This window comes from Bacillus sp. Root131 (assembly GCF_001429475.1).
Taxonomy (GTDB): domain Bacteria; phylum Bacillota; class Bacilli; order Bacillales; family Bacillaceae_G; genus Bacillus_A; species Bacillus_A thuringiensis_S.
Map to the genome: position 1 here is coordinate 45,075 of NZ_LMJQ01000009.1, position 19,126 is coordinate 64,200.

Below are 19,126 nucleotides of genomic sequence, written 5' to 3' on the forward strand. Positions count from 1 at the left end.
CTATTACTATTTATAATAAAGGGGAAAGGGGACACAAAGTTATACAAGCGTAGCGGCGTAAATAAAAGCAGTAAGAAGAAGCGAGCCACTAGCTAGTCCTAAAAAATCTAATTTGTTAAAAGTGATGTTATTCATAATACATTCTCCTTACTTGTTTAATGTAGAAGCAACAGCTTTTGCGTCGATAAGAGCGGAAAATACCATGCCCATTGTATTTAAGAAATTGTTTGTTTTCATTTTGTTCATCATATTAATCCGCTCCTTTTCGAATAGTTGTTACCCTGTTTCTGACTCAATTGTATGAAATGTTGCGGAAAGTCACTATCGAATTAGCTTACAGAAAAATTACACTTTTGTAAGAGAAACGAATGAAGGTGTAATGATAAGAAGATTTGACATATGTTCATGAGATTCATTAAGTTAAAGGTAGAGGTGAGTGTATGGCTAATATTAAAGATATTGCAAAGATGGCGGGAGTTTCAGTTACGACTGTTTCGAGAGTGTTGAATGATCACCCATATGTAAGTGAAGAAAAAAGAAAAGCGGTTATAGAGATAGTTGAGAAATTGAATTACTCGCAAAACGCAAATGCTGTTCATTTATCAAAAGGAAAAACGAATATTGTTGGTGTGATTTTACCGTATATTAATCATCCGTGTTTTGATGCGATGGTGAGCGGAATGATGGAGACTGCGTTAGCGCATAATTACAGGGTGCTACTTTGCCAAACGAATTATAATAAAAAAGAAGAAATGAAAAGTTTACATATGTTAAAAACAAAACAATTGGATGGTCTTATTATTTGTTCACGTGCAAATGATTGGGAAACGATAGAACCGTATGCTTCTTACGGCGCAATAATTGCTTGTGAAGACAATGATATTTCAAACATCTCAAGTGTATATACGAATCATTCAGCGGCCTTTCAATTAGGAATGGATTATTTGATTGAGAAAGGTTATAAAAAAATTGGTTATTGTACGGGAAGAAAATTAGGGCCGAGTAGTCAAAAGCGTTTTGATGTTTATAAACAGCAATTGCAATCTATAGACGAAGAGGTTAATGAAGAATGGATTTTTACAGAATGTTTTACACTAGAAGATGGTGTAAAAGTGGCTCATAAGTTAAAAGAGATGCAGGATCTTCCTGAAGCATTAATAGTAGCAGGTGATGAAGTTGCGATTGGGGTTATGACAGAGGTTGAAAAATTAGGGATTCAAGTTCCTGAGGATTTAGCGATTATTGGCTTTGATAATCAACCTATCTCGCAAGTGTTACAATTGACAACTATTGATCAAAATTTAAAGGAGATAGGGAAAACTGCTTTTGAAATGTTGCATAGAAAAGTGAATGACGAGAGTTCTGAACAAGAAAAGCTGGAAATTCCATACGAACTTGTGGAACGCTCTACAGTTTAATCTTAATCCGTTATGTGTATAATCGCATAACGGATTATTTTTTTGGAATATCTTTGACAGGAAACGCGTTTCATACTTTATAAAGGAGTTAAACCGGTCTGTAATAATCCATGGATTCTTTTCAAGTGTTAAAGCAGTGAATAGAATTTGGAGGAATATGCATGAATGAACTTTTATTGAGTATGAAAAAGTATGTAGATGATGATGAAAAGATTTTGGCCTTTGTGGTAGGGATATTTGAGAAGGATAATTTTATATTATCGTATCAACATGGGATTTTTGTTGCCACTACTAGACGTCTCCTTTTTTACGGGAAATTTCCGTACTATTCTTCAACATTTAAAGAGTATTCATATTTGCATATAGATAGCATAGATTTTCATCCGTATTTTGAGTTTACTTGTAATCATGAAACCATTCGCGCTAAGTATATTCAGAAAGGGAATGTGGAGCAATTTGTCCGTGCAGTTAGAGCAAATATGAATAATTAATCAACCCTCTGTTTAAACATAATATTTCAATTTTTAAGAGAGAAAATGCGGAATAAAAACCACTTCTAAACCTCTAGGAGATAGTGATACAATGTCAAATGGGGGGAGGGTATGAACTATGGTTAATCAACGTATAAAGGAAATAACACTAATTACAATTGGTTCATTATTATTCGCAATTGGTATTAATTACTTTGCAATTCCAAACCGTTTATCGGAAGGTGGAATTATTGGTTTAACGGTTGTTACGTACTACTTATTTGATTGGTCACCAGGAATTGTGAACTTTGCTATAAATGCAATTTTACTAGCTGTTGGTTATAAATTTTTTGATAAGAAAACAATGATTTATACAATTTTAGGGATTGTAGAAACATCTTTGTTTTTATACGTTACAGAACATATTGAATATCATGTAAATAGTGATACATTATTAGCAGCTTTATTTGCTGGCTTATTTGTGGGTATTGGATTAGGCTGTATGTTCAAAGCCGGAGGTACATCGGGAGGATCAGCAATCTTAGCTCAGTTAGCGAATCAATATTTAGGTTGGAGCGTAGGTAAAGGCGTACTAATTATTGATATTGTTGTAATTGCTGGTTCTGTATTTATAATAGGGCAAGAAAAGGCAATGTATACACTTGTAGCTGTGTTCATCGGAGCGAAGGTGATTGATTTCATTGTAGAAGGAATGGATACAAAAACGGCTGTTACGATTATTTCGAATCAACCAGATTTAATTCGTGAGGCTATTACGAAAAATATGACACGCGGTGTTACTGTATTAGAAGGGCGCGGCGGATATACTGGTAAAAATAAAGAAGTTTTATATGTTGTTATTAATAAACAAGAGCTTGTTAAGTTAAAACAAGTTATTAGCCGGGTAGATGAAGATGCTTTCGTTGTTATACATGATGTACGTGATGTACTTGGCGGTGGCTTTAAAGCAAGCTAAAAGGTGAACGAGTAAATTCGTTCACCTTTTTTAATTCTTACAAAAATGTAAGTGTAATGTAATGAGATTAAATAGTAGATTTTATTCCCCCTTTTTAAAATGGATGTATATATATCCTGCAGAGGAGGAATGTTTATTATGAAGAAAAAAATGATCACTACTATAATAGCGATGATAGTAATAGTAGTAATGTTACTGCCTACGAAACTTGGGCCGGTTATCGATAAATATAATCCATTTTATAAGACGAAAGAATACTATACGGTTGTGAATACAATTGGTCAGCATATTGGTGATGAGTGGTATGAATATGAATTTATTGCATTCGATGAACGTGGTAGAGAGCAGAAAATAAAGAAAACGGTTAAGCATATGTTAAAGAGAGATGAAGCATTAAAGGTTTTTGCAAAAGGACGTTACGGTGAATCGATTGAAGAGATTGAGGTTGCAAATATTCCTATAAATGCGAAGAGCAAACTTTTAACGATGAGATAGTAAAATATACCCCCAGCTATTTTTTGTCGAAAATAAAAATACTGGGTAAGGGTATTTTTGAGATTAATAAAAAATCCTTAGTACATATAGACTAAGGCTTTTTTATTATATAAAGGGGAAGGGGGTACATTGTAGTAGCATAGGTGAAAGGTATAAGAAGAGTAGCTACTAGCAATGTAATTTGGTTATGTGAGTGTTCTTCTTATTTGGCTTACTTTCTAACGTTATTGTACGAAATATAAGTAAGGGGAACTATCGAATTACATTACACATAACTTACAAACATGTAAGCCTTCTGTAATGTAATTCGATAGTTAAAAGATAGTAATTTTCATATAGTATAACTAGAAAGTCTTAATGTATTACTTTCTGTTTGTAATGAAGAATGAAAAACCAACTAATTTTTAATAATCCTCATCTGAATAAAGATGAGGATCCTTTTTTAAACCTTACAACATTGTAAGGTTTACGTAAGTTAATTCGATAGTAAATTTGTCATATTTTTTGCATAATAGATACAGATAGAAAAATAATTAGGGATCTAGTAAGAAGGGAGAAAAATGGGATGCGTAAAGAAGAAGTAGTGAAGTTACCAATTAAAGATTTCTGTAGCTACTTTACTGTTGCCGTAGTGTGTATTGGATTATTTGATATCATAACAAACTTAATTGTTAAATAATATAGATGCTAAAACAAGAAAGGAAGTCCTTTCTTGTTTTTTTTATGGGGGCATAAAGATGAAATGGATTGATAGTCATATACATGTTGATCAATATAAGGATGAAGAGAAGAGCAGATTACTAAAAGAGGTGGAAAATAGTAATGAAATAAAGGGGCTTATTGCAGTATCTATAAATTATCACTCTTGTAAGGAAACGTTATCTTTAGCGAAGAAGTATCCTTTTATATATCCAGCGATAGGGTTTCATCCAGAGCAACAGATTCATAAAGAGGAGTGTGAACAGATTTATCAACTTATTGAACAGAACGCAGAGGGAATTGTTGCGATTGGTGAAGTAGGTTTGCCCTATTATTTGAGAAAAGAAGATGAAAGAATTGCTGCAGATCCATACATAGCTGTATTGAAAAAATTTATAGAACTAGCTAGTAAGTATAATTTGCCGATTGTATTACACGCAGTTTATGAAGATGCTGACATTGTATGTGATTTGCTAGAGAAATATAAAGTTTCACGTGCACACTTCCATTGGTTTAAAGGAAGCGATGAAACAATGAAACGGATGATGAGAAATGGTTATTATATTTCGATTACACCGGATGTTTTACATAAGGAGAAGATTAGAGAAATCGTTTCGTATTATCCGCTTGAATATATGATGGTAGAAACAGATGGACCGTGGGAATTTCAAGAGGATGTTATAACGCACCCAAGAATGATTCGAGAGGTATTAAAGGAAATTAGTTCTATAAAAAACATATCCATTGATAAGGTCGCAGAAACAATATATGAAAATACAAGTCGATTTTATTTGAAAGGATAGGAGAATTATAGTTTTAATCATGTAACGGAAAAAGTAAAAGTTGAATTTATTTAGTAAAATACCACGGTTTGATATATGATAAAAAACCACCAAGCGTTCCGCTCGGTGGTTTTGTATTAGGATTCTAATTTTTTCGCACGTTTTAATAATAAAAGAAAGACAATGATAACGAACCCTAGTATAAGGAAGAAGCCATATTGCTTTATATAATCAATTATGTCATTCGCACTGGTTGGTTTTTCAACGTGAATGCCATCTTTATTCGTCGTAATATGAATATCTTTCATTTTTACTTCATTCTTTTCCTTTTGTAAATCAATCCATTCTATATTTGGAATACTCTCTAGATCCTTTAACACTTCTTTTAATGGTTTCACACCTAAGTAAGGATGATAGAATGCTCCAATAACCCCATCGTATAATTTAGCAACAGATAAAGCATTTGCTTTCATTTTAGCAATAGCTTGTGGCTTATCTTCTTCAATAAAACCGACTGTTTCAGGCATTAATTTCATTCCATGTAGAAATGATGGTGTACTTCTATATGCTGGAGAGTGCATGGATTTCCAAGTTGTATCACTTAACTGTAGTTGTCCTACATAAGTTGAAAAGTATCTTGATAATATTTCATACCCTTTTTGAGACATTGTGTAATGAGGTGCTTCAAAGGCGACAGGATATAGTTTAGCATCTACAAGTTCTTGAATCCCCTTTTCGATATGATCTGTCGTATATTTTTCCTCAAACTCTTCCCCTTTTTTTACATATTGGTTATATGCCTCTATATTTGGAAAGTCATCTTTTGTCTTAGGTTTTTCATGTTTCGGTTGGCGAATTGGTTGATCTGTCTTTACGTCCCAAAATTCAAAACCTTCCCCAGTTTCACTATCATAAAATTGATGAGTGTAACCATGCATAATAATCGCTGCACCATCATCTTGCATAGAGCGTAAAAGATCAACTAGTTCGGGTTTATCTTTTAAATGTAGTGTTTTACCTGTATCTGGATCTGTATATACAGGAATAACAGTGATCATGTAAGGAATCTTTTTCTCTTTTAGTAATTCAGCAATTTCTTTTAATTGATATGTATCTGCGGCTGGGTGAACATCCTCAAGACGTAAATAAGCTAATTTTTTATTAGTTTCGGGTTTTTGCTGAAAATAAGAAAATAGGCTTTCGCCAATATAATAAGATATCCAATCAAAGAGGTTAGAAGTTGCTACATAATAAGAATTGTTTTGCTGTACAATTAATGGATAAGTATTATTTCCTCTTAAAGCATGGGCGAGAATTGTTCCATTTGTGTCAAGTTGTTTAATTGTTCTTTCTTCTTCTAATATATTCTTTAGTTTACGTGTTGGATATTCAATTGTATCAGAGTTTATATCTTCATTGTTAAGTGTGATAAATGAAAAACGATTAGATAACTGTTCTATATTTTGACCTAAAACTAGTAATGGTCCTGGGAATCCTTCTAGAAATTTCTTTGCTTCAGTAGAAAGTTCTTCTTGTTTTTCACTCATGTAAATAACATGTGTATACGAAGATTTATCAGTTATTTCAGCTAACTGTTTTATGTTTTTAATTGTTATATTATTAGTGAAATGTCCTACTTGTGTATTAAGTATTTGGATATCACTTGTAATTTGATCATCGTTTGAACTGTATAAAATAAGGGTTTTTGGTTGTTCGGTTTTTTGTGCGGAAATAGGGACAGGAATTAATAGTAGTAAACTAAATAAGAGTAACAGCCATTTTTTCATATTATTATTCTCCTAGTTTATATTTAGAATTCAATTTACAATTATATACAATAAACGCGTTATAGTCTATGAAAGTTACATTTTTGCACGTATTTACCAGATTTTTTTTCACAAAATCGGTCTAAAGCATGATGATAATATGTATAGTTATTTGCTATGATAAAAGAGTAGTAGAATGTAGGTAATTGTAAAGGGAAGGCTGAAAGGGGACAAATTTCAGCGGAGAAAGAGGTAGAGGTAGTGAAGAAATTCTTTGTAGGATTTTTAGTTGTTCTTGGAGTATATTTATATTTCCAAGGAAAGTCTGAAGGAATGGATAAGCTAGTGAATGGAACAAGCTATGTTGATTCAGAAGAAGCAAAACAGATGAAACAAATCATTATAGAGGAAGCGAAGAAAGTAAATCTTCCGGAATGGATACCTCTTGCAATTGCTGAGCATGAAAGTCGATTAAATCCAAGAAGTGTTGGAGATAATGGAACTTCATTCGGATTGTTTCAACTACACCGCGGCGGCGGGCTTGCACCAGAACATTTAACTGATGATGAGCTGAAAGATCCACGTACAAATGCGCAAATTGCAATGCCGCATTTAATGAAAGGATATAAGCGTGGGGTGCAAAAAGGTTTGACTGATTTTGCATTACTGAAATATATAGCGAATACATCTGGATGGCCAGGGAATTTAGGGCCAGAGTGGACGGATAATAACATGAAGTATAACATCGGATTAGAAGATGTGTACTATCGAAATAAAGGTGTAATTAAAGAGTAGGTTTTGATACCTACTCTATTTTTTTTTGATAATCGTTTCATTTTGTGAAATACTCCGCTAGTTGTATTTTTACGTATTCTAGTTTTGTGGAAACTTGAGGTATTTTATATCCTACATACAGCGGTGAAACGACAAACCTAGGAACAACTTTACAAATGATTTTTCCATTTAAGTAATAGAAGAATAAGTTATAACTACTGCATCCTTTATGGAAATCTGTCAGTATGTAACGTACAGTTTGCTGAATGTAATTTGCCATGTCATCTATATATGAAATATTATCAATGATTATATTGAATTCAGTGAAGCCAATAATGGGACGCTCTGAAATATTAAGCTCAATGCGTTCGTTTTTTTGAACAATTACCCCTTGGAAATTTTCTTCTTCAATATTTTCAAGATAATCTACATATTTCATTCCGATAATTTGCATGTGTGCATGATGCAAACTTCCACCTGAAAATGGACCGTGATTTTTGTATAAAATTACAGATGCGAACTCTTCTTTCTTCTGTAAGTGTAACCAATGTTGAATAGAAAATTGCATTAATTTCCGCATATGTTCTTCTGTATATGTTGCGATATGATCTTCGCAATTATCGGTTTCAATTAACACTGTTTGAAATGTATCTTGTAATGTAGGAAATTTATTTTTTAACCAAATAATAGAACCATCAGTTGCTAAAATATCCGTTAAATGTTCTGTATCGCAAAATGGACATGCAGCGCTTCTATTCCGAATACTTTCTGGTTTTTGTTTACCGATATCGTTTAAAAAATATAGTTGTTGTGTATCCATTTATATATATGCCCCTTTAAAATATGTGTAAAAATCCCGCTTAATACATTCGGGAAAAGGAGAAGGAAATCCTCTAAAGGAATAAGGGGAAAAATAAAAGACAAGATATCCTCATTACGATAGGGTACCTTGTCTTTTATTTTTTCTCTAATAGTGTGTATGGATAATATAGAACATTTTCAGTATTTTTCTTTTTTCTATTTTTTATTGTGTATAAGGTAATTGCTGTGCTTGCAATTATAATAATGGCTTTCTTCATATTCATATACCCCTTTTTATTGTTGGTTTAATTCTTGGCTAACTGCTTTTGCATCGACCAAAGCGTGTAAAATCATTTTTACCATGTTCATCATATTTCTTCACTCCTTTTTATAGTTCATTTAGTTCTTTTACAACTGCTTGTCCGTTCACTAATACCTCAAAGATTGCTTTTACGATTTCTTTTATCATGTTTGTTTCCTCCTTTTGTTTGTCTCTCTTGTTTACATCTTTATTGTATAGGGAGGCATCTTTTCGTACTATCGCTTTCTATTACGTGAACATAACAGTTTTGTAAGATTTGATGTCACTCATTGAAATGTTTAGTCTATCTTCATTATTTTCAGAAAAATGACTATTCAAACATGAAATAGGGAAGTATAATAAAGAAGTAAGTATTAAATTCCGTACGAAAGGGGTGAATGAGATGAAACGTTCTTTAGCTGCACGTGCCAAATTTTTAGATTTTATCTATTTTTGTCGTGCGATTTTTCATGATGTAGTTGTTAACGGGATACGTATGCCCTTTTTTAACAATTGCATAGTGACTATTGAACGATAGGAATCTCTTCACCCATTTTTAATAAACGTGTGAAAAGGGAGCTATTTGGCTTCCTTTTTCTATGCCGAAAACCATGGGGAATGTTTCTTTCTCATGGTTTTTTATATTGAAAGGAGTACGGAAAATGACTATTTGTAGTGTAAATAATGTAACGAAATCTTTTTGTGGAAACATCATATTTGAAAATATATCGCTTGAAATAAAGAATGGTGAACGTGTTGGGTTAGTTGGTCGTAACGGTAGTGGGAAGACAACAATCTTTGGGCTTCTAACGGGAATGGAGAGTTTGGATACAGGAGTTATTCATATGAAGAAAGGTACACGTATTGGTCATGTCGCACAAATTCCGAAGTTTGATGAGGCCATGACTGTATATGATGTATTGAGTTCCGCTTTTAAAGTAGAAAAGGAATTAGAAAAAGAAATGCATACTCTAGAAAAAAATATGGCAGAAGAGCAGGAACAATCTTCTTTGCAAAAGCTAATGGAGAGGTACGGAGTAATTCAAGAAAAATTTGCATTTCTCGGTGGTTATGAAATAGAGGCAAATATAATGAAGGTAGCAAATGGCTTACAAGTGACAAACTTATTTTCAAGAGTATTTACGGAATTAAGTGGAGGAGAACAGACGAAAGTAAGCCTTGCATATATGCTATTGCAGAAACCAGATTTACTTCTATTAGATGAACCAACAAATCATTTAGATTTGTTTGCAGTTGAATGGTTAGAGCAATTTTTAAAAGAATATAATGGAACAGTTATGGTTATTTCACATGATCGCTATTTCCTTGATGAAGTTGTAACGAAAATTTTTGATTTGGAAGATGGAGAGATTCACGTGTACCATACGAATTATTCTCAGTTCGTTGAGGAGAAGGAAGAAAGATTACTTCGAGAGTTTCAAGCTTATCAGGAGCAACAAAAGAAAATAAAGAAAATGAAAGAAGCAATTAAGCGTCTACGTGAATGGGCAAATCAAGCGAACCCTCCGAATGAAGGATTGCATAAAAGAGCGAGAAATATGGAACGTGCGTTAGAACGTATAGAGAAATTAAAGAGGCCGATTTTAGAACGAAAACAGATGGGTCTTCAGTTTGAAGGGCAAGAGAGAAGCGGGAAAGATGTTGTTGTAATGAAAGAAGTGAGTAAAGGTTTTGCTGGCCGACCTTTATTTGAACAAGCGAATTTACATGTTCGTTTTCAAGAGCGTGCTGCTATCGTTGGTCGCAACGGCACAGGGAAGACCACTTTACTAAAATTACTATTAAAAGAAATGGAACCAGAAGCTGGCGCAATTAGGGTTGGTAGTAGTGTGAAAATCGGTTATTTATCACAGCATACGTATGAAAATATGAAGAGTAATGTATTGGAAGCATTCAGGGAGAATGTGGCTGTAACAGAGGGAGAAGCAAGACATATATTAGCTAAGTTTTTATTTTATGGTCCAGCAGTATTTAAGAAAGTAACGCAACTTAGTGGTGGAGAAAAAATGAGGTTAAGACTTGCGCAACTTATGTATCAAGACATCAATTTTCTAATTTTAGATGAGCCGACAAACCATCTTGATATTGAATCAAGAGAAGTTTTAGAGGAAGCCCTTGAGCAATATAACGGGACGATTTTAGCTGTTTCACACGATCGATATTTTTTAAATAAGTTATTTGAAAAGACGTACTGGATTGATGAATGTAAATTATTTGAGTTTGCAGGAAACTATGCATGGGCTCGTCAAAAGTGGGAAGAAAAGCTTGAGAAGCAAGTAATAAAGCAGAAACGCCAAGGAAAAAAAAGTGTTGAAACGGTTCCTGTAAAAGAGAAAGAAGCTAGGAATCTTGAAGAGATTGAAAACGAGTTAATGCATGTAGAAGAAGATGTATATGCAATAGAATGTGAAATGGAACATGTAGCTGATGTTGAAAGACTTGAAAAATTATATGAGGAAAAAACGAAGAAAGAGTTGTTACGAGCAGAGTTATATAATGAATTAGAGAATATTGTGGAGTAATGAGTAGAAAGCCACTTCCTTTCAGTTTTGCTGGAGGAAGTGGCTTTTTTCATAATGATATTTGGCTTTAAAGGTTAAATAAAGCGATGTGTTTCACGTGAAACAGTAACTTAGATAAATCCGTGTTCCTCAATTTGCATAGCTTGTGAAACATATGAAATGATAAGGTGAAAAATAAATGTCATTAGTGGTTTTTCGATAGGAGTAATTACAAAAACAAAGGCTAATTATTTCCCGAGAGATAAAGTGAGACTTTAATCAGTCCTCACGAATCGGGCTTTTACGGGCAGCACGCCCCCCACCTAACTTCTTTGCTTTCGCTGAATTTTGAGGTGAGGGTCTTACTGACCGGAAAATAGTGGGATAAATATGTGTAAAAGAGACTAGTGAATGAAAACGAAAAGAGAGCAAAGTTACAGCTTTACGCGCTGAACTCTGCTCTCTTTTTGCGTGGTATCTTCTCTCGTTGAAATTATAATAGCGATCCCGAGCATGATAAAAAAAGCTAAAAAGAGGACGAACTTTGGGAAGAACGGGAATAGTAATAGCGCCCCGACTATCATAATTGTTAATAATACGTAGTGCAGGACGTATTGGAATAGGTTGTCCATATTTTCGCCCCCTTTTTGGTAATTGGTTATTAGTATTCTATGTTTCATGCTGAAGAAATAGAAGTAGATTTTTAAGTTTTTAATACGAATTATAGCTGAGTTTTCTTAAAGTATAAGGATAGAGTGATAATTTTGGAAAAATTCTAAAAATATTTATTTAGAAAGAATTGACAAAATATACTGAACGATATAAGCTAATAACCATAAAGTCTACCGGAAAGGTCGGAATAAGATTGTTACCCCTCAAAAACATCTATTTTTTTCTGATTAAAACCGACTTTTCCGATTGGCTATAAATGTGCTGTGGGAGGCATACATAAGCTAATAAGTTCAAAGGGTATAACTATTAAACAGTTAGGGTGGGGACAATGAAGAAAAAGACAAAAAAATGGGCTGGTGTATTTTCAGTATTACTTAGTAGTTCGCTTGTGTTGTCTGCTTGTGGGGGACAGGAGGACGCGGCTTCTACAGAACCGGTTAAACAGCAGGATTTAAAAAATGTGAAAATTGAAAAGATCGCTGCGACAGATAAAACGAAAGTGCCAGACAAAGCGAAGAATAGAAAAGATACGTTAGTAGTTGGTATTAGTAAGCCAGGCGGCGTATTTTTACCATACTTCCAACAAAATGGTTGGGATGGAAACGTAACTTCAGTTATTTTTGCATCTCTCGTATCAACCGATAAACAAGGGAAACCAATTCCAGAATTAGCTGAGAAGTGGGACGTTTCTTCTGATCAGTTAACATATACATTCCATTTACGTAAAGATTTGAAATTTAGTGATGGATCGCCATTAACGGCGGATGATGTAGCTTTCACATTGACGCTTTTACATGATAAGGCATATGAGGGTGAAGTAGATATCTCTCAATATGCGGTTAAAGGTGGTAAAGAATATAAAGAAGGAAAAGCAACTTCAATTGAAGGTATTCAAGTTGTTAATCCACAGACAATTAAAATTACAACTGAAAAAGTGAATTCACAAGCTATATTTGTTTTAGGAGGTACAGTACTATCAAAAGCTTATTATGGAAAAGATTATAAGCAAAATACAAGCTTAGATTACTTAAAAGATTTATATGGAAAGCCATTAGCTGCGGGTCCATATAAATTTGAAAAGTATATTCCAGGTCAAGAAGTTCGTTTTGTAGCAAACGAAAATTATTATGCGGGTAAACCAAAAATTCAAAACTTCATTTATAAAATTACTTCTGGTGATACGAAGCTTCAGTTGTTCCAAACAGGAGAAGTTGACCATACTGGCTTAGGTACTGGTGATGAGGTTCTTGAACAGGCTAAGGCTTTAGAATTCGCAAATATCCAAATCGAAACAGCACCGTCATATAGTTATATTTATATGAATAATAATAAGCCTTACTTAAAGGATAAAAAGGTTCGCCAAGCACTTATTTACGGATTAGACCGCAAAAAATATGTTGATACAGCGTTAAAAGGATACGGTACAGTAGCCAATGTACCAATTCATCCAACTTCTTGGGCTTATACGGAAGAAGGAGTTAATAAATACGAATACGATAAAGAAAAAGCGAAAAAATTATTAGATGAAGCAGGGTGGAAAGTTGGTTCGGATGGAATTCGTGAAAAAGATGGTCAAAAATTAAAACTTTCTTATTTCGGTCCAAGTTCGGCTAAAGATAGTGATTTATTAATTCCGATTGCGAAAGAGAATTATAAAGAAATAGGTGTAGAGTTTAATCCTGAATTTATGGACTTTAATACGATGCTTTCTAAGGTAAACAAAGGGGATTATGATTTAGCTTCTGTTTCGACACCGATTACAAGTGACCCGAGTGAAACAGCTGGTGAATATTTGTCTACTGCAAATGAAACTAGTCTTGGTTATAAGAATGCAAAAGTAGATGAGCTAATTCAAAAAGGTATTGAAACTGTAGATATCGAAAAGCGTAAACCTATTTATAAAGAATTGTATAAAGAATTAAGTGATGATCCACCAGTAATTCTATTAAACTACCGTAGAACAATTACTGGTTATAACGGGAATATAAAAGGAATTGATCCTGAAAAGTACAACAGTATTAGTGCAAACTTACCAGTATTATCATTTGAAAAATAACGATAAGAATGTATAAGTAGAAGACATTTTTTCATTCGGTTAGTAATGTGCCGCTTTGAAAAAATGTTCTTCTATTTTAAGCATAAGATTGGAGAGAAAAAGGGTGAAAACATATATTGTTCGTAGGTTGTTACAAATGATTCCTACACTGCTTGGTACATCAATTATTATCTTCGTCCTGTTCGCACTTCTTCCTGGGGATTATATTGATTCAAATCCGAAAATTACACCGGAAAGAGCAGCTGAACTGAGGGAATTATATGGGTTGAACAAACCGATTGTTGAGCGTTATTTTCATTGGTTAGGTAATGCATTGCAAGGGGACTTTGGCTTCTCGCTTCAATATCAAGAGCCTGTAACGTCATTATTAAATAAATTTATTTGGAATTCTTTTAGTGTAGCAATTATTGCATTGTTTTTTATTTGGCTAATTGCACTTATTATCGGTGTATTCTCGGCGACGAAGCAACATTCTTTGTTCGATAAACTTGTAACAATCGGTGTTTTTGCAGCAATGTCATTCCCTTCATTCTTTATCGGTTTGTTTTTAATTAAGGTGTTTGCGGTTGACTTTAAGTTATTACCGATAGGTGGAATGATTGATGTTGGCAGTAATTCAACAGGATTTGCTTACGTGATAGAAGTTGCAAAACATATGATTTTACCAGTATTTATTTTGACACTTCTTGGGGTCGGCTCGCTAACTCGTTATTTTAGAACAAGTATGTTAGAGGTTGTAAGACAAGATTACATACGAACAGCAAGAGCGAAAGGTTTGAAGGAGAAGACGGTTATTTATAAGCATGCATTAAAAAATGCAATTTTACCGGCAATTACGTTATTAGCATTTGAATTACCTGGCTTGTTTTCTGGGGCAATTATTATTGAACAAATTTTTAACTGGCCAGGAATTGGTAATATTCAATTAGAAGCATTAAATTTCCGTGACTATACAGTATTGATGGCATTTACGATGTTTCTTTCTTGTTTAACAATCGTTTCAAACTTTTTAGCAGATATCGTATATGCAGTTGTTGATCCACGAATTCGGTTGAAGTAAGGTGGGGAAAGAAATGGAGACTGTTACAGTAATTACAGAAAAAAAAGAAAAAAAGAGAAGAAACGCATCATCACCATGGCGACAAGCTTTTAAAAAGATAAAGAAAAATAAGATGGCACTTGTAGGGTTTTATGCATTAATTTTTATGTTTTTATTTTGTTTTATCGGTCCGTTCTTTTCTCCATATGCATCAGGAAAAATACAAGTTGCGCTCATTAACAAACCACCTAGTTTTTCTCATTGGCTTGGTACAGATCAATTAGGAAGAGACATTTTAACAAGGCTTATGCAAGCGGGACGTATTTCATTAACCATTGGTTTAGCTTCAATGGTTTTATCAGTTATACTTGGAGCTTTATTAGGAGCGATTGCAGGTTTTTATCGTGGTATTGTGGACAATATTATTATGCGGCTTGCAGATATTTTAATGTCGATGCCAGGATTACCGTTACTTATTATAATGGGTGCGATTTTATCAGAGTGGAAAGTACCGTCTGATTATCGGTTGTATGTCATTATGATTATTTTAAGTTTAGTAGGTTGGCCAGGGCTTGCACGCCTTGTAAGAGGGCAAATTTTATCACTTAGGGAGCAAGCATTTATGCAAGCTGCTGATGTGTTAGGAATAAAAGATTACCGGAAAATTATATATCACTTAATACCTAATGTTTTACCCATTTTAATTGTCGTATCTACATTAGGTGTTGCAGGTTCTATTTTGGGAGAATCCGCGCTAAGCTACTTAGGTCTCGGCGTCGTCCCACCTACACCATCATGGGGGAACATGATTAGCGCAGCTAACTCATTAATTGATTTCCAAAAGCGTCCGTGGTTATGGATTCCGCCTGGTTTTGCAATCTTTATAACGGTTGTATCAATTAATTTACTTGGTGATGCACTTCGTGATGCGTTAGATCCAAAGATGAGACGGTAGGTGAGAAGGTATGAGTAGGGCGGTAGTAGAGCTAAAAGACTTACAAACACACTTTCAAACGGAGGAAGGGACAGTGAAGGCTGTAAACCATGTTAGCTTTGCTGTTCGGGAAGGTGAAACGGTTTGTGTAGTAGGAGAATCAGGTTGCGGGAAGAGTGTAACGGCTTTATCTATTATGGGGCTTATTGCTGAATCTGGCAGTGTAGTAGGTGGAGACATTTTATATGAAGGAAAAAGTCTTTTAGGAATGAAAGAGAAAGAACTTCGTAGTTTACGAGGCAATGATATTGCGATGATTTTCCAAGAACCGATGACATCGCTAAATCCGGTCTTCACTGTAGGTGAGCAAATTGTAGAAACGCTAAGGGAGCATGAATTACTTAGTAAAAATGAAGCGTATAAGAAAGCAATTGAGTTAATTCGTAAAGTTGGCATAGCCCGTGCTAATGAAATTGTTCATTCTTATCCGCATGAATTGAGCGGCGGGATGTTACAACGTATTATGATTGCTGTTGCGCTTAGTTGTAATCCTAAGTTATTAATTGCTGATGAACCGACAACGGCTCTTGATGTTACGATCCAAGCTCAAATATTAGACTTATTAAGACAAGTAAAAGAAGAGTTTAAAACATCTATTTTACTAATTACACATGATTTAGGCGTTGTAGCAGAAATGGCTGATTACGTTGTTGTTATGTATGGCGGGAAAGTTATTGAAGAAGCCCCAGTACTAGAGATATTCCAAAATCCGAAACACCCGTATACGAAAGGCTTGTTGAAATCAAAACCAGTGATGGGAAAACGAATAGATAAACTATATTCTATTCCAGGGCAAGTTCCTAATTTAGTTGGTTTGGATGAGTTTTGCTACTTTAGCGGGCGTTGTGAGCATTGTATGGAAATATGTGAAAAAGAAGTCCCAAATCTAAATGTAAATGATGAAAATCATAAAGTAGCTTGCTGGTTATATGAGGAGCGTGCGGAGCAATGAGTGAACCATTATTAGAGGTAAAAAACCTAAAGACATATTTTCCAATTAAAGGTGGCATATTTAGTAGAACGATCGGACATGTAAAAGCAGTTGATGGAGTAAGTTTTACTATTAATAAAGGCGAAGTGTTTGGTCTCGTTGGCGAATCAGGGAGCGGAAAAACAACGATAGGAAAAACAATTTTACGTCTCATTCAAAAAACGGAGGGGGAAGTGAAGTTTAAAGGGAAAGATGTTCATTCTTTATCGAAGGATGAATTGAGAAAACATCGTCCTAATATGCAGCTCGTTTTTCAAGATCCATTTAGCTCATTAAATCCGAGAATGAGAATTGGAGAAGCGCTTGGAGAGCCGATGTTGGCCCACGGATTAGCGACGAAAGAAAATGTTCGTGAAAAGGTAATTGAAGTATTGGAGTTATGTGGCTTAGCTCCTTATCATATTGACCGGTATCCCCATGAGTTTTCTGGTGGACAACGTCAGCGTATCGTAATCGCAAGGGCTATGGTGTTAAATCCAGAATTCATTGTAGCTGATGAACCTGTGGCGGCACTAGATGTATCTATCCAAGCACAAATTATTAATTTATTTAGTGAGTTACAGGAGAAAAAGGGATTATCTTATTTATTCATTTCACATGATTTGAGTGTAGTAGAACATTTATGTACGAAAATCGGAATTATGTATTTAGGTACGATTGTGGAGACGGCGCCGCGTGATGAGTTATTTACCAATCCGCTACATCCGTATACAAAAGCATTGTTATCAGCCGTTCCAATACCAGATCCAACAGTGAAGCGAGAGCGAATTATACTAGAAGGGGATATTCCAAGTCCAGCAAATCCACCTTCAGGTTGTCGTTTTCATACACGTTGCCCGTTTGCAACAGATGTTTGTAAAAAAACAATACCAGAATTTCGTAATGTTGGTGATGATCATTTTGTTTCTTGTCATCATGTATAAAAAAAGGACTCTTTCAAATGGAAAGAGTCCTTTTTTTTATTTACTAGATGAAGTTTGTTTCAATACAAATTGCTCGATTGCGTGAGCAACACCATGTTCATTGTTTGTTAATGTTACAACATCACATAGTTTTTTTACATCTTCTTCAGCGTTGCCCATTGCAACAGATAAGCCTGCTACTTCTAACATTGGTACATCATTAAAATTATCACCAATAGCAACTGTATCTTCAATAGGAATATTAAAATGAGCTGCCATCTGCTGTAGCCCGTTTCCTTTATGTCCATTCTTATCCATAATTTCTAAGTTAGTAGGAGCTGATGCTGTAACCATAATATCAGCGTCTTCTTGTAACACGCTTAATAGCTGTGCGCGATGCGCTGCATTAAATGTTGAAATGAAGAATTTAGATATTTCTAGTTCTTGGTTATTTACAACATCTTCTATTTTTTTGAAATCAGTAATTAAGTTCGATTTCTTTTGCTTTTCTGTAATTCGTTCAAGTTCCTCTAATGTAACATCGAGCGCCTGCTTATTTTCTTCGAATGCTTGCATCACTTGATCTTGCCATGTATATGGAGAATAAACTCCTTTATTTGTATATAACTTATATGGGAAACTTTCAGATTCTAGTAATTTTGCAAGTTTGTACACTTTGTCGTTTTGTATACAACGCGAGTTAATTACTTTTCCATCCACATAAACAATAGCCCCATTGCTTGCTCCGACTGGAAGAGATAATTTATATTCTTCCAATAGCTTTAAAGCATCCTCTTTCGCACGACCAGAACAAATCATTACAATATGACCAGCTTCTTGTGCAGTTTGGATTGCTTGTAGGTTTTCTTTGGAGATTTCAAGATTAGATGATAGTAGTGTACCATCCATATCTAATGCGATTAATTTCAAAATGACCACCTCTTTGTTTTTATTATACATAGTTATATAGAGGAAACATATAAACTTATCTTGGAAAGACGGTATTTTATCTCATATTAAAAGTAAGTAAAGATTAGATAGGTTTAGTGTCACTAAATAAACTGTTTGTAACAAAAATAGAGAGGAGTATGACTATATTTCACTTTATGACTGTAATATTACATGAATGTTACAAACGTGAGCTTAGTGAAAAGTGCATTAAATAAAGGTTTTTGGGGATTATTATAAAAAAACGTAAAAAAAGTGTAATAAATTTCACGTTATTATATTGCAACGTAACAATAGTTATGTTACATTAATGTTACAAACGTTACGTTATCAAATTTAATGTAACGTTAACATAAAAACTATGAAATAAACATTTCTTAGAAATTACATATAGATAACTTATGAAAAGGGAGGATAAATGATATGAAAGAGCAAGTATTACAAGTAACAAAAGGTGACTTCGTAGGATCAGCAAGTGGAGCGGTAGTATTAACAGCATTAATCGTATTTCTATCAAGCG

Annotated in this window: 20 protein-coding genes; 14 read left to right on the forward strand and 6 right to left on the reverse strand. The window is 34.2% G+C overall.

Annotation, left to right across the window (positions count from 1 at the left end; translation table 11 throughout):
* Nucleotides 1–39: 39 nt before the first annotated feature.
* On the reverse strand, nt 40–135 hold the full coding sequence (locus ASE54_RS34920; protein ID WP_001060007.1) for a DUF3948 family protein: 96 nt from the start codon (nt 133–135) through the stop codon (nt 40–42).
* 305 nt (nt 136–440) lie between these two features.
* Between ASE54_RS34920 and ASE54_RS19930 the strand changes: the two genes are divergently transcribed.
* From ASE54_RS19930 to ASE54_RS19955, 5 genes are all read left to right on the forward strand, one after another.
* On the forward strand, nt 441–1,418 hold the full coding sequence (locus tag ASE54_RS19930; protein WP_001273903.1) for a LacI family DNA-binding transcriptional regulator: 978 nt from the start codon (nt 441–443) through the stop codon (nt 1,416–1,418).
* 161 nt (nt 1,419–1,579) lie between these two features.
* Entirely contained in the window at nt 1,580–1,909 is a 330-nt protein-coding gene (locus tag ASE54_RS19935) for a PH domain-containing protein (RefSeq protein ID WP_001004219.1), read from the forward strand.
* A 118-nt stretch (nt 1,910–2,027) separates the two neighbouring features.
* Nucleotides 2,028–2,864 carry a YitT family protein gene (locus ASE54_RS19940; RefSeq protein WP_000248045.1) on the forward strand — a complete coding sequence of 279 codons (837 nt, stop codon included), beginning with the start codon at nt 2,028–2,030 and terminating at the stop codon, nt 2,862–2,864.
* 138 nt (nt 2,865–3,002) lie between these two features.
* Entirely contained in the window at nt 3,003–3,359 is a 357-nt protein-coding gene (locus tag ASE54_RS19945; RefSeq protein WP_000728422.1) for a YxeA family protein, read from the forward strand.
* A gap of 737 nt (nt 3,360–4,096) precedes the next feature.
* Nucleotides 4,097–4,861, forward strand: coding sequence for a TatD family hydrolase (locus tag ASE54_RS19955; protein ID WP_000871104.1), 765 nt, complete (start codon nt 4,097–4,099; stop codon nt 4,859–4,861).
* A gap of 116 nt (nt 4,862–4,977) precedes the next feature.
* Here ASE54_RS19955 and ASE54_RS19960 read toward each other — a convergent pair whose 3' ends face one another.
* A complete protein-coding gene (locus ASE54_RS19960) occupies nt 4,978–6,627 on the reverse strand; it encodes a polysaccharide deacetylase family protein (RefSeq protein WP_000759042.1) in 1,650 nt (549 codons plus the stop codon).
* 240 nt (nt 6,628–6,867) lie between these two features.
* On the opposite strand from ASE54_RS19960, the gene ASE54_RS19965 reads away from it, so the two are divergent.
* Nucleotides 6,868–7,401: a transglycosylase SLT domain-containing protein gene (locus ASE54_RS19965; RefSeq protein ID WP_000713249.1), complete on the forward strand. Its 534-nt coding sequence runs from the start codon at nt 6,868–6,870 to the stop codon at nt 7,399–7,401.
* 37 nt (nt 7,402–7,438) lie between these two features.
* Here the strand turns inward: ASE54_RS19965 and ASE54_RS19970 are convergent, their stop codons facing one another.
* Both ASE54_RS19970 and ASE54_RS19975 read right to left on the reverse strand, forming a co-directional pair.
* Nucleotides 7,439–8,200 carry a DUF4931 domain-containing protein gene (locus ASE54_RS19970; RefSeq protein ID WP_002162952.1) on the reverse strand — a complete coding sequence of 254 codons (762 nt, stop codon included), beginning with the start codon at nt 8,198–8,200 and terminating at the stop codon, nt 7,439–7,441.
* A gap of 136 nt (nt 8,201–8,336) precedes the next feature.
* Entirely contained in the window at nt 8,337–8,465 is a 129-nt protein-coding gene (locus ASE54_RS19975; RefSeq protein ID WP_002083998.1) for a hypothetical protein, read from the reverse strand.
* 420 nt (nt 8,466–8,885) lie between these two features.
* On the opposite strand from ASE54_RS19975, the gene ASE54_RS37180 reads away from it, so the two are divergent.
* A complete protein-coding gene (locus ASE54_RS37180) occupies nt 8,886–9,020 on the forward strand; it encodes an RAxF-45 family protein (protein WP_000830643.1) in 135 nt (44 codons plus the stop codon).
* Between the two features lie 73 nt (nt 9,021–9,093).
* Entirely contained in the window at nt 9,094–11,025 is a 1,932-nt protein-coding gene (abc-f, locus tag ASE54_RS19980; protein ID WP_114365440.1) for a ribosomal protection-like ABC-F family protein, read from the forward strand.
* Nucleotides 11,026–11,438: 413 nt separating this feature from the next.
* Here abc-f and ASE54_RS19985 read toward each other — a convergent pair whose 3' ends face one another.
* Nucleotides 11,439–11,636: a hypothetical protein gene (locus tag ASE54_RS19985; RefSeq protein ID WP_000369259.1), complete on the reverse strand. Its 198-nt coding sequence runs from the start codon at nt 11,634–11,636 to the stop codon at nt 11,439–11,441.
* A gap of 368 nt (nt 11,637–12,004) precedes the next feature.
* On the opposite strand from ASE54_RS19985, the gene ASE54_RS19990 reads away from it, so the two are divergent.
* The 5 genes from ASE54_RS19990 (at nt 12,005) to ASE54_RS20010 (ending at nt 17,679) form a co-directional block, all read left to right on the forward strand.
* Nucleotides 12,005–13,732, forward strand: a complete 1,728-nt coding sequence (locus ASE54_RS19990; protein ID WP_000730664.1) for an ABC transporter substrate-binding protein — start codon at nt 12,005–12,007, stop codon at nt 13,730–13,732.
* Between the two features lie 103 nt (nt 13,733–13,835).
* Entirely contained in the window at nt 13,836–14,792 is a 957-nt protein-coding gene (locus ASE54_RS19995; protein WP_000860748.1) for an ABC transporter permease, read from the forward strand.
* Nucleotides 14,793–14,805: 13 nt separating this feature from the next.
* Nucleotides 14,806–15,726 (forward strand): oligopeptide ABC transporter permease, encoded by a 921-nt coding sequence (gene opp4C, locus ASE54_RS20000; protein WP_000451075.1) that lies wholly within the window; start codon nt 14,806–14,808, stop codon nt 15,724–15,726.
* A 10-nt stretch (nt 15,727–15,736) separates the two neighbouring features.
* Nucleotides 15,737–16,717 (forward strand): ABC transporter ATP-binding protein, encoded by a 981-nt coding sequence (locus tag ASE54_RS20005; RefSeq protein ID WP_000085616.1) that lies wholly within the window; start codon nt 15,737–15,739, stop codon nt 16,715–16,717.
* Nucleotides 16,714–17,679 (forward strand): ABC transporter ATP-binding protein, encoded by a 966-nt coding sequence (locus ASE54_RS20010; RefSeq protein ID WP_001294490.1) that lies wholly within the window; start codon nt 16,714–16,716, stop codon nt 17,677–17,679. The genes ASE54_RS20005 and ASE54_RS20010 overlap by 4 nt, the downstream gene beginning before the upstream one ends.
* Before the next feature lie 36 nt (nt 17,680–17,715).
* Here ASE54_RS20010 and ASE54_RS20015 read toward each other — a convergent pair whose 3' ends face one another.
* Nucleotides 17,716–18,588, reverse strand: a complete 873-nt coding sequence (locus ASE54_RS20015; RefSeq protein ID WP_000766426.1) for a Cof-type HAD-IIB family hydrolase — start codon at nt 18,586–18,588, stop codon at nt 17,716–17,718.
* Nucleotides 18,589–19,020: 432 nt separating this feature from the next.
* Between ASE54_RS20015 and ASE54_RS20020 the strand changes: the two genes are divergently transcribed.
* On the forward strand, nt 19,021–19,126 hold a 106-nt coding region (locus ASE54_RS20020), incomplete at its 3' end, for a DUF3948 family protein (protein ID WP_098878226.1).